Annotated in this window: 13 protein-coding genes; 8 read left to right on the top strand and 5 right to left on the bottom strand. The window is 56.9% G+C overall.

The genetic code is table 11. From position 1 onward, the window contains the following. Positions 1-233 precede the first annotated feature (233 nt). Positions 234-2,153, bottom strand: a complete 1,920-nt coding sequence (locus RY831_RS24550) for a glucokinase (protein WP_326509006.1) — start codon at positions 2,151-2,153, stop codon at positions 234-236. A gap of 988 nt (positions 2,154-3,141) precedes the next feature. On the opposite strand from RY831_RS24550, the gene ppc reads away from it, so the two are divergent. After that, on the top strand, positions 3,142-5,886 hold the full coding sequence (ppc, locus tag RY831_RS24545; RefSeq protein ID WP_326509005.1) for a phosphoenolpyruvate carboxylase: 2,745 nt from the start codon (positions 3,142-3,144) through the stop codon (positions 5,884-5,886). An 87-nt stretch (positions 5,887-5,973) separates the two neighbouring features. Here the strand turns inward: ppc and RY831_RS24540 are convergent, their stop codons facing one another. Beyond that, the gene (locus RY831_RS24540; RefSeq protein ID WP_326509004.1) at positions 5,974-6,399 is read right to left on the bottom strand and encodes a hotdog fold thioesterase; all 426 of its coding nucleotides are present in this window, start codon (positions 6,397-6,399) and stop codon (positions 5,974-5,976) included. Between the two features lie 183 nt (positions 6,400-6,582). Next, the gene (locus RY831_RS24535) at positions 6,583-7,815 is read right to left on the bottom strand and encodes a flavin-dependent oxidoreductase (RefSeq protein WP_326509003.1); all 1,233 of its coding nucleotides are present in this window, start codon (positions 7,813-7,815) and stop codon (positions 6,583-6,585) included. A gap of 251 nt (positions 7,816-8,066) precedes the next feature. Here RY831_RS24535 and RY831_RS24530 point away from each other — a divergent pair, with 251 nt between their 5' ends. From RY831_RS24530 to RY831_RS24505, 6 genes are all read left to right on the top strand, one after another. Next, positions 8,067-8,558: a MarR family winged helix-turn-helix transcriptional regulator gene (locus tag RY831_RS24530; protein ID WP_326509002.1), complete on the top strand. Its 492-nt coding sequence runs from the start codon at positions 8,067-8,069 to the stop codon at positions 8,556-8,558. Positions 8,559-8,717: 159 nt separating this feature from the next. Then, a complete protein-coding gene (locus RY831_RS24525) occupies positions 8,718-9,863 on the top strand; it encodes an ABC transporter substrate-binding protein (protein ID WP_326509001.1) in 1,146 nt (381 codons plus the stop codon). A gap of 182 nt (positions 9,864-10,045) precedes the next feature. Continuing rightward, a complete protein-coding gene (locus tag RY831_RS24520) occupies positions 10,046-10,525 on the top strand; it encodes a GNAT family N-acetyltransferase (RefSeq protein ID WP_326509000.1) in 480 nt (159 codons plus the stop codon). A 57-nt stretch (positions 10,526-10,582) separates the two neighbouring features. Then, on the top strand, positions 10,583-10,966 hold the full coding sequence (locus RY831_RS24515) for a hypothetical protein (protein ID WP_326508999.1): 384 nt from the start codon (positions 10,583-10,585) through the stop codon (positions 10,964-10,966). Between the two features lie 209 nt (positions 10,967-11,175). Next, positions 11,176-11,766, top strand: a complete 591-nt coding sequence (locus RY831_RS24510; RefSeq protein ID WP_326508998.1) for a DUF2242 domain-containing protein — start codon at positions 11,176-11,178, stop codon at positions 11,764-11,766. Between the two features lie 93 nt (positions 11,767-11,859). Further along, positions 11,860-12,111, top strand: a complete 252-nt coding sequence (locus RY831_RS24505; protein ID WP_326508997.1) for a hypothetical protein — start codon at positions 11,860-11,862, stop codon at positions 12,109-12,111. A gap of 274 nt (positions 12,112-12,385) precedes the next feature. Here the strand turns inward: RY831_RS24505 and RY831_RS24500 are convergent, their stop codons facing one another. After that, positions 12,386-13,078 carry an SRPBCC family protein gene (locus RY831_RS24500; protein ID WP_326508996.1) on the bottom strand — a complete coding sequence of 231 codons (693 nt, stop codon included), beginning with the start codon at positions 13,076-13,078 and terminating at the stop codon, positions 12,386-12,388. Between the two features lie 315 nt (positions 13,079-13,393). On the opposite strand from RY831_RS24500, the gene RY831_RS24495 reads away from it, so the two are divergent. Further along, the gene (locus RY831_RS24495) at positions 13,394-13,678 is read left to right on the top strand and encodes a hypothetical protein (protein ID WP_326508995.1); all 285 of its coding nucleotides are present in this window, start codon (positions 13,394-13,396) and stop codon (positions 13,676-13,678) included. Positions 13,679-13,773: 95 nt separating this feature from the next. On the opposite strand, the gene zwf is transcribed toward RY831_RS24495, so the two are convergent. Then, positions 13,774-15,243, bottom strand: a complete 1,470-nt coding sequence (gene zwf / locus RY831_RS24490) for a glucose-6-phosphate dehydrogenase (RefSeq protein WP_326508994.1) — start codon at positions 15,241-15,243, stop codon at positions 13,774-13,776. Positions 15,244-15,592 lie beyond the last annotated feature (349 nt).

Below are 15,592 nucleotides of genomic sequence, written 5' to 3'. Positions count from 1 at the left end.
TGGAATTCGCTGCCGTTCAGGATCCGGGTGCGCCTGCCGCTTTCATTTCTTCTGTTACTGATAGCGAGTCGCATACAGCGCCGTGGCCTACGTACGGTGCGCCATCGATATTGAAAAATGTTGGCACGAAATCGATAGCAAGCTAGCGGCAAGGTGCGATGTCCTTGTAAACGCACGTGGTTGCGGCTTTAAACAATACCGCAACCGTGAGTTGCCAACTAGAACAAAAATCCTTACAGGCTGATCTCGCGGTCCGCGATCTCGTCGCTTGTCATGCGGATCGCATCTGCTTCTTCAGCGACATCGGAAATGGTATGGGCAAGAATTCCCCGTTTGGCCTGCCGCTGTAGCATGCAGAAAGGACTGGACCGCTTAAGCGAAACGCCGACCGCCAGCATGTCGACAAGGATTAGCAGCAGTATCCTGGAAACCATTGGTCTCAGCGAGGGATTCGCTTCGTTATGCTCGAATGGAATCAGGATATGGGCACGCCTGGCGAGCTGGGAATTGGCCGGTGCCAGTGCGATGATCGTTGCCCCGGAGTTGGTGGCCGCTTCGACTGTCGATGCAAGATGACGCAAGCGTCCCGAATGCGAAATAATCACTGCAACATCGTTCGGCTTGAGCATTGAGGCAGACAATTCTTGCAGGTGTGGGTCTATATATGAAGATGCCGCGATGCCGAGCCTGAAAAATTTTTGCCGCGCATCTTCGGCAACCAGGCCGCAACTGCCGAACCCATAAAACTCAACCTTGCCGGCTTGCGCCAGAATGTCGACGGTACGATCCAGCAGTTCGGCATCCAGACTGTCCCGCACCTGCAGCATTGCCGATACGGTATTGTCCACGACCTTGACGCCGACATCATGCGTGGAATCGCCAATGTGGACCTGGCTATGTGCGACAGGGATCGTCCCAGTAACGCCGGACGCCAGTTTGATCTTGAAGTCGGCGAGTCCGAGACAGCCCAGGCTGCGGCAGAAGCGTATCACGGTAGGTTGGCTCACATCGGAGCGTCGTGCAATATCCGATATGGGCTGGTCAACGACGGACCGCGGGTGGCTCAGGATAAGACTGCCTACCTTTTGTTCGGCGGGCGAAAGCTGGGGCATCATCTTGCGTATGCGTTCAAGGATCGGCACCGAATTCCCGCCGCCCAGGTGTTCGGAAAGTATCGCAGCAATGCCGACGAAGGCAGGATAAGGTGCGGTAATGACAAAGGTAGGAACTTCGGCAAGGTAGTCCGTGAAGCGGCCTTTCTGCTCAAAACGCGCGCGGAAAGGCGATTTCTCAAAATAATTTCCAAGACGCGGAACGATGGTGCCGCCGATGTACATGCCTCCCAGTGTCCCGAACGTGACCGCCACGTTCGATGCAATGGTGCCGAGCATCGCACAGAAGCATTCGATTGCCTCCATGCAAAGAACGTCACTGCGTTCCAGTGCGCGCTTCATGATCTCGGAGGTGCCGGGATGTTCCACGGCCTTGCCATGGATTGCTGCCAGCGCTTCATGAATCAGTTCGATGCCCTGCCCCGATACCAGTCGTTCCGCCGACAGATGCTCATATTTTTTCCAGCAGTACTGAAGTATCGCCATTTCTCTATCATCGGCCGGAGAAAAGGATGTGTGTCCCCCTTCGCTCCCCAGCGCAATCCACCTTCCTTCGGTCGCAATCAGTCCACCGACGCCAAGCCCTGTACCCGCGCCGACCAGACCGATCACGCTATTCGGGCGGGATTTTCCAGTGCCAATCTTTTGATAGTGTTGCGGCTCGAGATGTGGCAGGGACATGGAAAGCGCCGTGAAATCATTGACGACGACCAGGGTGTCCAACAGCAGTTGGCGCCGTGTGGCTTCGCACGAAAATGTCCAGTGATGATTGGTCATTTTGATGTGATCGCCGCTGACCGGAGTGGCGATAGCGACTGCTGCATGCCTTACCGGCGGTGAATTGGCTTTTTCGAGATACGCTTCAGCGGCGGCGGCAAATGTTTGATAGTCGGTGCAACGCAGTACTTCTATGGTGTCGATGTTGCCCGGCGCGCGCTCCAGTCCGAAACGTGCATGGGTACCGCACACATCAGCCAGCATGCGCGGGCCGTCCAGATATTCTTGACCTTCAGTGAAATGCCTGTTTGCGATGGAAGACATGGAGGATCACTTTCGAATGAGCAATTAACGTGGCAGGTGGATCTGCCTGGAATAAAACGTTTGTGCTGTTACGTCCAGATGCACAGGCATAGGCGGCGGCTTTTGCGGACATCGGCGTGCCAAACTAGGGGCTCCCGCCAACCATGAAGAGAAGTACGGTTAGCTGATCAAGGTGTGAAGCGAGAGGCTGAATTGCGCATGCGTGGCAACTTCATTTTTGAATCGCATGATGTATGGCGATCTGTGGCCCTTGACGCCATAGGCCGTTGCCACGCATTGGTGATGAACACAACCGGGTGTTCATCGGGTCTCATTCCGACTACTCTTGATTTGGTCGCATACGGCACCCGTGGCGTAGGTGAAATCGCAGCGCTGAGGTATTGCAATTGGCTTCTTCGCTTGCCGACTCGATAGAGCTCGTTGATGATGAACGCTACCAACATGCGCGGAAATGCGCGGGAACCGATTCGAACGATGCTTTTGGCATCGCCAAACCGCCGGTAACACGAAAAAGTAAGGTGTTGAGCTCCGGGCCGTCATTGCGAAATTGCCTCAAACTAAACTCAGTGGCGCAATGTTAATGTACCTAGACTACGCGAACAAGGGGATTTTCCTAAAGCGTTGCATAAATGGCTATTTATGCATTTAAAGCATAAAGTTGCGTAAACGAATGAATTTTGCACCTCGTGATTGCCATATTTATGCTTTGGAAAGAAAGCTTTCAGGCAGCAGTTCCTTCTTCGTTGCGATCAAATGCGCGAACCAGGTGTCAATGGCCGGAGTCGGAATTGGTCGCTGAAGAAGCAGTTATTATCCGTAATTTTGCTACATATAGGCCTTTATTAATAGCCTCACCCTATGTTCTAATAGCGAAAATATGAAAAAATACTACATTGAATAGCATAGTCTCCGTATTGCGACCCATGTTAAGGGGCATTCTGGTGGGCGTTATTTGCGATCCGATAACTTCATTTGACAGTCAAGAGCCATGCAAACCTTTGAGCAAGACAAAGACACGCTTCTGCAGGAAGACATCAGGCAACTGGGCCGCATCCTGGGTGATACCATCCGCGCGCAACATGGTACGGAAGTATTCGACCTGATCGAAAATATTCGGCAGCGCTCCATCCGCTTCAGGCGTGACCTGGATACCGAGGCGCGTACGGAGCTCGAGGAAACGCTGTTGTCGCTGTCCCCGGAAAAGACAGTACAAGTTATCCGGGCATTCAGCTACTTTTCCCTGCTGGCCAATATTGCCGAAGATCAACATCACATCCGGCGTACTCGTGTCCACCTTGTCGCCGGCTCGCCGCCACGGAAGGGTAGCTTGCCGCATGCGGTGCAGAGCCTGATTGACGTCGGCTTTACAGCACAGGACCTTTCCGAATTTTTCAAGCATGCGCTTGTCAGCCCCGTTCTGACGGCGCACCCTACCGAAGTGCAGCGCAAGAGCGTGCTGAACTGCCAGATGGTAATTGCCCGACTGCTCGATGAGCGCGACCGGATGCAATTGACCGCCGATGAATCTGCGGAAAACGAGGAAGCCTTGCGTCGCGCCATACTGACGCTCTGGCAGACACGCATGTTGCGCAGCTCGAAGCTCTCAGTGCTGGATGAAGTAGAGAATGGCTTGTCGTATTTCGACTATACGATGCTGCGCGAACTGCCGCATCTTTATGCCGGCCTCGAAGATATCCTGGCAGTCCGGGCCAAGAGCAAGGATCCGATTGCATTACCCAGTTTCATGAAGGTTGGCAGCTGGATCGGCGGCGACCGGGATGGCAATCCGTTCGTGACGGCGGAAGTGCTTGAGCAGGCATTGCGGATGCAGTCGCAGCGGGCATTCGATTTTTATTTCGCCGAACTGCGCATGCTGTCGTCGCAGCTGTCGCTGGCGAAAGGCCTGGTGAATTGTTCCGTTCAGCTCGACGAGCTGGCGGCATGCTCGCCAGATCAGTCTCCACACAGGGCCGACGAACCCTACCGCCGCGCTATCGCCGCAATTATTGGCAGACTTGAAGCAACCCATAGCCGACTGGGCGCCAATCAAGCGCGGGCAGGCGAGGGCGCCTATGCGGCAGCCAGCGAACTCCTTGATGATCTCACCACCATACACCGCTCGCTGGCCAGCAACGGTTCCGCCGCCTTGACGCGCGGTCGCTTGCGTCATCTGCGCCGCGCGGTCGACGTGTTCGGCTTCAGCCTGGCCCCGATTGACCTCCGGCAGAATTCCGATGTGCATGAGCGCGTGCTCGCCGAACTGTTTGAAGTGGCGGTGCCCGGCACACGCTACCTGGAGATGAATGAAGACGAGAGAATCGCAGTCCTGCTGCAGGAGCTGAGATCATGCCGGCCGCTGGCCTCGCCGCATGTGAGCTATTCGGATGAAACATGTTCCGAACTCGCCATCTTCAATGCGGCCAGGCGGGCTCATCTGCAGTACGGCAGGGATGCCATCCGCAACTGCATCATTTCCAAGGCCAATGGCGTATCCGATGTGCTGGAAGTCGCCGTGCTGCTCAAGGAAGTTGGATTACTGCGTCCGGCGGATACTGCACTCGACTTGAACATCGTTCCCCTGTTCGAGACCATTGATGACTTGCGCCGCAGTGCCGACATCATGCAGCGCCTCTTTGGGATTGAAGAGTACAAGCTTTTGCTGGCATCGCGCGATGATACCCAGGAAGTGATGCTCGGCTATTCGGACAGCAATAAGGATGGCGGATTTCTCACCTCGGGCTGGGAGCTCTACAAGGCTGAAACCCGGCTGGTGCAGGTATTCAGGGAACATGGGGTTCGCATACGCCTGTTCCATGGGCGCGGCGGCTCCGTCGGCCGCGGCGGCGGGCCCAGCCATGAAGCGATCCTTGCGCAGCCGGCTGGTGCCGTCCAGGGACAGCTGCGGCTCACCGAACAGGGCGAAGTCATTACCGCGAAATACGCCAATCCCGAGGTCGGCCGCCGCAATCTTGAAGTCCTGGCTGCGGCGACGCTTGAAGCCAGCCTGCTGGCGCACCCGGAGCAAGAGCCGGAGCCGGCATTTCTGGAAGCAATGGAAAAAATTTCGCAGGAAGCGTTCAGTTCATATCGAGGTCTCGTCTACGAGACGGAAGGCTTCGAGACATATTTCTGGGAATCGACCGTGATTTCTGAAATTGCGGGATTGAACATCGGCAGCCGTCCGGCGTCGAGGAAGAATAGCCGCTCGATCGAGGACCTGCGAGCCATTCCGTGGGTGTTCAGCTGGGCGCAGTGCCGATTGATGCTGCCGGGATGGTTCGGTTTCGGCTCCGCCGTGCAAGTCTTCCTTGACGCCGACGGGAAACATGGCTTGGCGTTGCTGCAGCGTATGCATAAGGAATGGCCGTTTTTCAGGACCCTCCTGTCCAATATGGATATGGTTCTCGCCAAGAGCGACATTGCCATTGCCAGCCGCTATGCCAATCTTGTCGAAGATGCCGCGTTGCGCGACCGGATATTCACCCGCATCAGGATGGAACACGCAGCGACGATCGATGCCTTGAAAGCAATCACCGGGCAAACCGAACTGCAGGAAGGCAACCCCCTGCTGAAGCGCTCGATACGAAATCGCTTTCCCTACCTGGACCCTTTGAATCACGTGCAGGTGGAATTGCTGCGCCAGTACCGGGAAGGGCGGCAGGATGAGCGCGTTCGTACAGGAATCCACCTGTCGATCAATGGTATTGCCGCCGGCCTGCGCAACAGCGGCTGACCCGGGGTTGAAGGAGCGGCTTGATAGCAGCTAAATAGCGACAGGCGCAATCACTGCGCCTGTCGACTCAGGGAACCGGACCTTGCCTCAGGTGCGTTCCAGTATCGACATCGTAATGCGGGATACGCAGGCGAGGCGTTGCGCGCCATCGTAGATCATGATCTGCCAGACATGCGTGGAGCGGCCGAGGTGAATGGGGGTTGCCCTGCCATGCACATAGCCTTCGCGTACCGAACGCACATGATTGGCGTTGATGTCCATGCCGACGGCATAATGGCTTTCAGCATCCACCGCCATGTTCGAGGCGGCACTGCCTAGCGTCTCGGCCAGCAACACCGAAGCGCCGCCGTGCAGGATGCCGAATGGCTGCACGGTGCGTTTGTCCACCGGCATTCTCGCCTCGAGCCAGTTGTCGCCGAAGTCGGTGAATTCAATACCCAAGTGATCAACTGCCGTGCCTTTATGCATGCGGCTCAAGCTTGGAAGGTCGAAAGGCGTCTTCCAAATTGTCATTAATGAATCCTTTCAAGTCGCAATGTGGCTACCGTGCCAAAACCGGCTCCAATCAGCAAGCCATTCCTGGCACGCAACCGTTATCCATCATAACAAAAAGGATGAAGACAAGATGTTGCGTTATTCCAATTCAGACGCCGTTAAGTGACAAATGTGGCACGGTGACGGCAAGTACAGGCGCTGTCAGCTGCGCAACGAGTCCTTGTCGAAGCCGGCAAGACGCTTATAGCGCAATGAGATCGATTCCAGCGTCTGCTGCGGGATGACGTCGTTGACATTCTTGAAACCGTGGGGCGCTCGCTCCTCCGCGAGTTGCATCACCTGTTCCGGACCGTTCATGCGGTTGCGCAAAACGATTCCCGCGGTGCGGGGAAGGCGCTCGGCTTCGTATTCGCGCAATGCATAAGTCGTGTTGCCGTCCCCTGCCAGGCAATCGCACAGGTAACGTGCATCCAGAATGGCCTGGGCGCTTCCGTTCGAGCCGATTGGATACATTGGATGTGCGGCATCGCCGAGCAGAGTGACGCGCTCGTACGTCCACCGCGGGAGGATATCGCGGTCGACCAGGGGGAATTCGTATATCTCGGTGGCGCCGTCGATGATGGATGGAATATCGATCCAGTCCCATTTCCAGTTCTGGAAAGCTTGCTCGAATACCGACTTGTCGACCTTCCGGTTCCAATCGGTCTTGGGCAGTTCACCATTCGGCACGCGCAATTCGGCAATCCAGTTGATCAGCGAACGGCCTTGCTTGCGCAGGGGTTCGGAGATCGGATAGCAGACGAATTTCTGGTCCTGGTGCCCTGCCATGAACATGCTGCGGCCATCCATGTAAGGCTCGCCCTCGGTGACCGCGCGCCACAACATGCGACCCGAAAAGCGCGGTTCGTCGCCGGAGGGATAAAGAAACCGGCGCACCGCGGAATGAATGCCGTCGGCTCCGACCAGTACGTCCGATTCGACTTCGATGTCGCTGCCATCGGCGCGGCGCGTGAAGCGCGACACTACCTTGTCGGCGACCTGCCGGAAGGAGGAAAACGCATGTCCTGCATGAATACGATCCGCACCGATGCGCTCGATCGCGATTTGCAGCAACGTCATCTGCAGTTCGCCGCGATGGATGGAAAACTGGGGAAACGGGTAGCCAGCCGCGCGGCCTCGCGGTTCGCGCCAGATTTCCTGTCCAAACTTGTTGAAGTAGGCGAGCGTGGAAGTCTCGATGCCTTTTTCAGCCAGCAACTGTTCAAGACCAAGCTGGCACAATTGCTGGCTCGCGTGCGGCAGCAGATTGATGCCTACCCCGAGCGGCCTGATCTCGTTGACCGCCTCGAAGATTTCCACCTCGATGCCGCGTTCATGCAGCATCAAGCCCAGGGTCAGTCCGCCGATGCCGGCGCCTGCAATTGCAACTTTCATGCGTGTCTCCTCGAATGACGAATTTTCCGCCTGCATCGACGATCTGGTCTGGCGGCGGGATGCGAAGTTATTGTTCTAATATATAACAGTTATGTAGGTGAACACAAGTCGGAGCGGCGTGGTTCCGACGGCATGGACCCCATGGTAATGATGCGCCGTGTGGCGCTACAATGCCGGTTTGCGGAAGAGCATCCTGCGCGACGCATAACGAAGCAGGCGCGGTGCCGCACATGAATCAATAGGGGGTTGATTTGTCCAGAAGTCAAAAGCCGGAATCCAAGGAGAACACATTCTTCTTCAACGCAAGAATCGATGGCATTGAATACGACATTCTCGATGATTTGATCGGGTACGCGGTCCGCCGGGCCCAGATTAGCATCTATGAAGATTTTACCGCTTCGCTGGCGGATGAGGGCATCACACCACAACGCTTTTCGTCCCTCGTCATCATCGAAAACAATCCCGGCATTTCGCAAACTCGCTTGTCGGAAGTGATGGGCATCGCTCGTTCCGGCGTGGTCGCGATTATCGATAAATTTGAAGACGCTGGCTTGGTTGAGCGTCAGGCGTCGAGCGACAGGCGCTCCTATAACCTGCGTCTCACCAAAGAGGGGCAGAAACAGGTACGGCGCTACAAGAAGGCCGTGCAGGAACATGACAATCGCATTGCGGCGGTATTGAACGCATCCGAGAAGGAGCAGCTGCGTACGCTGCTGAGCAAGATATGCATGCGAAGCCCGTGACAATGTTCGAGAATCATCCGGGCTTGCATAAGCAGGCCGCAATAATTATAGTGGTGAACTGTTACGAATCATAACAATATGAAGCCGGTGGCGTCCGCCTCGGGACGGCATGCGGGCTTCGGTAACAGTCCCATTCATCCGAACTTTCAAGGAGACACGATGAAAACAGGTTTCAAGCCATTATTCGCAGCGGTGCTGACCACTCTCGTGGTGGGTACGGGAGCCGCGCACGCCGACATCACGATCGGTGTCAGCCTGCCGTTGACCGGACCGGCATCCGGCCTTGGGATTCCCACCAAGAATGGTATTTCCCTCTGGCCCGACACCATCGGCGGCGAAAAGGTCAAGCTGGTCATGCTCGATGATGCTTCCGACACCACGCAATCGGCAAAGAATGGAAGAAGGCTCATTTCGGAAGACAAGGTCGATGTCATCGTCGGCTCGACCGCTACACCGGCATCGGTTGCGCTCGCCGATATCGCGGCGGAAGGCAATACCGTCCAGATTTCCACCTCGCCGGTGGACCTGCCCGAAGGCAAGGGGGCATGGACCTTCCGCGTTGCGCAGTCGACCCCGCTCATGGCCGCAGCAATCATCGATCACATGAAGAAGGCAGGCGTAAAAAGCTATGCCTATCTTGGTTATTCCGACGCCTATGGGGAAACCTGGCTGCGTTCGTTCACGGCGCTGGCTGAAAAGGCCGGCCTGAAATCGGTCGCGACCGAACGCTTCGCGCGGGCGGATACCAGCGTCACCGCCCAGGCACTCAAGATCGTATCGGCCAAGCCTGATGCCATTCTGCTCGGCGCTTCCGGCAGCGGTGCCGCGATGCCGCACAAGGCGGTGGTAGAGCGGGGATACAAGGGAAAGATTTACCAGACCCATGGCGCAGCTTCGCGCGACCTGATTCGTCTTGGCGGCAAGGATGTCGAAGGCGCTTTTGTCGTGGCAGGCCTGGCCGTCATGCCGGAAGGACTGCCTGATAGCCACCCGTCGAAGAAGCTGGCGACCGAGTTCGTCGAGCGTTATGAAAAGCAGTTCGGAGCCGGAAGCCGCAACCAGTTCGCCGCCCATGGCTACGATGCACACCTGCTGCTGCAGTCCATCGTTCCGGAAGCATTGAAGAAGGGCAAGCCGGGCACGCCTGAGTTTCGTGCCGCATTGAAAGAGGCGCTGGAGTCGACCAAGGGCATTCCGATCACGCAGGGCGTTATCCGTTACACGACAAAAGATCATTTTGGACTGGAAGACAATGCGCGCGTGATGCTTACCGTCGAGAATGGCAACTGGAAGCTCAACCCCTGAGTTTCCATTCAAATGTCGCTGAAGGCAGCCGCACGCCTTCAGCGGCGCCGCATCCTTCAAGTATTGCCTTTCGGTGTGCCCGTCGGTTTGATTTTGGCTTCGTCCCGGCGGCGGCGCATGAAACATCGACCAACCGGCTTTGCTAAACTTGCCCGCGTTGCCAATACGCCGGAAAAGTAGCCATGCCACAAGACATACTCATACGCCGCGGGGAGGTCCGCGATGCCGATGCCATTGCCGCATTCAACATCGCAATGGCCCGGGAAACGGAAGGCAAGGAATTGCTGCCGGAAGTGATTGCCGCCGGGGTCCGAGGGCTGATCGGAAATACCTCCCTTGGATACTATCTTGTTGCTGAAGCCGGCGACCGTATCGTGGCCTCGCTGCTGGTCACGACGGAATGGAGCGACTGGCGCAACGGCGTCTTCTGGTGGATACAGAGCGTTTATGTGCGGCCGGAATGGCGGCGCAAGGGGATCTATTCCCGTCTGTACGAGTTCGTGAAGGCTGCCGCTGCCGCCGATGCGGCAGTCTGCGGTTTCCGGCTTTATGTGGAAAAGGAAAACCGGGGCGCGCAAAAAACTTATTATTTCCTTGGCATGCGGGAAACGGAATACCTGATGTACGAGGAACTGAAACCTGGCATCCGCTATTGCCGCTAGGCCGGACTTCCTCGATACGAGTCGGCTTCAGGTCCGCGGGGCCATGAGCGATTGCTCATGACTGTTCATGTAAAAGCCGAAGCTTCGTTTCAGGCATCGCCGACGGTTTCGATCACGATTCCGCTGCCGCCGCAGTTGGCACACATTGCGGCATCGGGCAAGCGCCCGTTTCCTTGGCAGACGGGGCAGGTGTTCTCTCCGGTCTGTTCCGTTCCCGGCGCCGCCTGGTCGCCAGGGTTTTTAATCGATGCCGCCGGCAAGTCGGGGGCTGAAGGTTTGCTCATGAGGGCTCCTGATCCAGTTGATGACCAGGGCGGCTTCCAAGCCCTGGGTAAAGATAAAACAGGCAATGGATTGGATTGCACGATTGATCCGAGGTTCTGCCCGCGAAGATCGCTTATCGTGGATGGCTTCACCCCGCGGCCGCTTGCTGTTTGGTAATCGCGGTGCCTGGTCAGTCCATTGATGGAAAAATGATTCCCCATCTGCAATTGTGCGTCATCTTTCCGGATTGTCGCTATACTTCCGGGCGGCAGAAGCGCCGGCGGAAACCGGAAAACTTGCCGTTGATGACTTCCCGGATTTGTCGCCGGGTCCGCTGGCGAGGGCGACGACTCACCGACCGGCAGGAGATTTGTTTGCAGATTCGCATGATGACTTTGATTAATATCCGGCGGCTTGCCGTCATGCTGATTGCCTTGTCATGCATCGGACTGTCGGCGTGTTCCACGTTGCCGTCCATGCAAGCGCAGGTGTCGGCAAGTGGTCAGCCCGAGGAATTCCTGTCCTCTGCGGCCTTCACCCAGAGTTTTCCGGGCACCGAGCGCCAGACATGTGAAGCGGCGCGGCGTGCCTTGCTGAGCCAAGGCTACGTGATCAGCGAAGCCAATGATGCGGCAGTCAAGGGACGCAAGTATTTTCAGCCGGAAGCGGATGTTCATGTACAGATTGAATTTCATGTCACCTGCGCGCCGAATAACCAGGGCAGCAATAGCGCGACCGCATTCGCCAATGCGGTGCGGGACCGTTATACGTTGAGAAGGAGCACCAATTCGGCGAGCCTTGGCGTGGGAGCCCTGGGCTCGATATCCCTGCCTTTCGGAAGTTCGGACGATGCCCTAGTCAAGGTGGCGAGCGAGACGATTCCTGCCAAGCAGTTCTATAGCCAGTTTTTCGACTTGCTGGAGCGCTATCTTGACCCGATGGAGGCCGTAGCATCGGATGCGGAAAAAGCGGATTAATCCGGTGTGACGCCGGAACCCAAGACAGGTGTTTGTATCCAAGACCTTCCCGGACGCAAGTCTTGGTGATGATTAACTTTTGTAGGAGTTCGGATGGCCGACGAAGCAGATGTAGCAAGCGAAAATGAACAAAAAATGCTTGAAGCGATTATTGCCAAAGGCCGGCAAAGTGCGGGAGCGCAGATTGCGGCACGCGCCGATGGCGGCTGTTTCAATGACTGCGGCGACCCTGCCAGGCCTGGCGCCGCTTTCTGCAGCAAGGAATGCGCAGAAGATGTGGAAAAGCGCATGAAACTCGCCGGTTTGGTCGGATCCTTTTCCAGGGCGACCGAGCAGGCATCATAAATGTGTTGAGGGCATTCCGCGCCGGCATGCCTCGATACTTTTCCGTCGCATAGCCTATGTATATGACGCATGGCAGTGCCGCGCCGCTGAGTCGAGCAACCAAGCCAACCGCCGTGCCGGTTGGCTTTTTCATGCCGGTGCTTATTTCGTAATCAGGGCCCGGGCCCCAGACCGGCCTACTATTTCCCTTCCGTGCGTTCGTTCAGGCTTAGGGGGTCGGCGGCGTGGGGCCGCCTATCATCCTATGGATGGGCATGCCAAGTTGCATCCTTGACTATTTGACGCCCTCGCTGCTTTCGGCTCGCCCCCGCCCGGCATCGCCGGATGCCCCGGCCGAGGTGCCCGATGCAGCACTGCTATTTCCATTCGCTTTTCCTGGCGTTTCTCCCGTTTCCGCCATTGCGGGCCGTTCCCGGTTCGCGCGTCGGAGTATTTCTTCGCGCAAGCTGGCGAACTGTTCCCTGGTGCGTCCTGCGATCAGGTTCGGTCCGATGCCGGGCGGCACCCAGGTATTGGGAACGGACTCGCTGTGGTAAAAAATGCGCGTCGTACTGCCTTCGGATACCAGGCGTGTGATCGCCTCGCCATGCTTGATGGTGCCTGCGACAGCTTTCGAATGGACCTTCGAATACGGCGTGAGCACGATCTCGCGCACGGATTCGAAGGGAAAGGAAAGCGGCCCATAGGCGACCTTCCCGGTCTGTTCGATGCGCAGCCTGTTGCCTTGCTGTTCGACCACCTTGCTCGAATCGAGGTTGGGAAAAAATTCCGCCATATGATCATAGTCGGTCAAGACCTCCCAGGCGCTGCGCAGGCTGGCCTTGACCGGCATGCCGACATCCACAATCACCGTCGCGCCCTCTTTGCGGACCGCAATTTCGATATCATCTGCCTGGCTTTCGGCCTGCTGTCCCCAGGCCATGCCAGCCCAGAGCAATGACGCAAGCAGGAGAAGCAGGCACGACATTGCCGTGAAGCTTTCTCGCAACGTTATGTATTTTGTGTAGTAGTGATGTGTAGGCATGCATGAAGGAAAGAAGCCGCGTTAAATTCTTGGACATGGCAATAGTCAAAGTATTCCCACGGGGCTGCAGAATGGCATGCAGGAAATGATATGCCGAATCTGCTTCCTCATTGCCCGATCGGAAAATCCTTGGAGCCTGCGGAATTATTGAAAGGATGCGCGCGAAGGCACGGGAAAGATCGAGAACGCTTGAGTGGGCCTGGGCAGCGTCGTCATCGCCTGAAGCACGAATGAAAAAACACCTGAAGGGAGGATGCAATGAAAGTCGAGATGGATGTGGAACGGCTTGATGAAATGCTGGACATGTGGAGGAAATCGGTCGACCTTCAATTGCCGATGATGGACGATTTCAAGATCCGCATGATGCAGAACCGGCGTCCGATATTGGAAAACCTGGTACAAACGGGCACCGGTTGGACACTGATGCTCAGCTGCATGCAGGCGTCGGAGGAAGACGGAGAGCTGGCGGCGCTCAAGCAGCGCGTAAAGCAGTTTGTCGCCTGGGCCGCCGCAGAGATTGATGCGCTTGATGCGATTCGCTGAGGATACGCTGCCGATGTTTAATGTTCAATCTCCCTGGATGGGCGGCAGCAAGCCTCACCGGCTTTCGGCTTTGCCGCCATTTCCCTTATTTACCCCTATTCGATCCAGTTAAACCCTTCTCGCGCAAGCAGCGCTGCCGAGGCATCCGGGCCCCAGCTGCCGGCGGTATAGGGAAGAGGGCGTTCGGCAAGCTCCTGCCATCCTTCCAGGATGGGGTCGGCCCATGACCATGCCGCTTCCAGTTCGTCGCGTCGCATGAAGTGTGTCAACCTTCCGCGCACCACATCGATCAGCAAACGTTCATAGGCTTCCGCGCGGCGCTGCGAAAATGCCGACTGCAGGTCGAGATTGAGGCTGACCGGAAGCATTTGCATGCCGCTACCCGGCTGCTTGGCCATCAACTGCAGCTGGATCGATTCCTCGGGTTGCAGATGAATCACAAGGCGGTTGGCCGTGGTGCGCGGTGCGTCCGGGAAAATTGAAAACGGAGGATTGGCGAATTCGATCACAATCTGTGACATGCGTTTTTGCATGCGCTTGCCGGTGCGCAGGAAGAACGGCACGTTGGCCCAGCGCCAGGTATCGACATAGGTACGCAGCGCGACGAAGGTTTCCGTCCGGCTGTCCGCCGGCACATCGGCTTCGTCGCGATACGCCTTCACGGCTTCGCCATTGACGGCGCCGGTGGAGTACTGTCCGCGCACGGTATCGCGCGCGATATCGCCCAGGCGCATGCGGCGCAGTGAGCGCAGCACCTTGAGCTTTTCATCACGAACCGCATCGGGGTCGAGGGATACCGGCGGCTCCATGGCAATGATGCACAGCAGCTGGAGCAGGTGGTTCTGCACCATGTCGCGCAGGGCGCCGGTGCCGTCGTAGAAGCCCGCCCGGCTGCCGACCCCGACGGTTTCGGCTACCGTGATCTGCACGCTGCGGATGTTCGGTGCCCGCCACAACGGTTCCAGGATGCCGTTTCCAAAACGCAGCACCATCAGGTTCTGCACGGTTTCCTTGCCGAGATAATGGTCGATGCGGTAAATCTGCGACTCATTGAAATACTTGCCCACCGCGAGATTGATTTCGCGTGCCGATTCGAGATCGTGGCCGAGCGGCTTTTCCAGCACGACTCGGCTGTGCTGGTCGACCAGGCCGCTGGCCGCCAGGTTTTCGCAAATGTTCATGAATATCGTCGGCGCGGTGGCGAGGTAAAACACCCGTTCCACCCCCTGGCGCGAGGCGCGCGCCAGATCGGCATACGTTGCGCCGTTGGTGGCGTCTAGCGCCACATAGTGGAGCAGGCCGAGAAATTCCTGCCATGCCTTGGCTTCGAGATTCTTCGCTTCAATGAACGACTGCGATCGCTCCTGGACGAACTCGATATAGCTCGCCCGGTCGTAGACATGCCTGCCGACGGCGATGATGCGCGTCGAAGGCGGCAGGTTGCCATGTAGATGCGCCATGTAAAGCGCGGGCAGCAACTTGCGAACGGCAAGGTCGCCGCCTCCGCCGAAGATGATCATGTCCAGGGGTTGCAGCGGTTCTGTCGTGTTGGTGGTTGTCGCCATGATGAAAATCGAGTTGTTGTAGGGTGGTGCAGCGATATGTCCGATGCAGGTCCGCAAATGAGCGTGCCGCTTGCTCATGTTCCGAAAAGCGATTGCAGGATTCTAGCCTCCTTACCTTGGTGCAGCATCGAAAACCGGTTGATTTCCATGTTTTGCCGGAACCACCTCGTTGTGGATTTCTCTATATCGCTGAACCGTTGTTAAGGCGCCGCTGGTTTGAGACCCGCAACAGGCGCCCGACATGCCGCCCTCATCAAGCAAAAGCCGGCATGGCAGCAAAAGCATTGAATTTTATGCAACGAATTTCGCAAGCCTCTCAAATGAATTCCTCTACGAGAGGGTGCATGAA

The organism is Noviherbaspirillum album (assembly GCF_035916955.1).
GTDB lineage: Bacteria > Pseudomonadota > Gammaproteobacteria > Burkholderiales > Burkholderiaceae_D > Noviherbaspirillum > Noviherbaspirillum album.
This window is presented reverse-complemented; position numbering and strand designations above follow the sequence as displayed.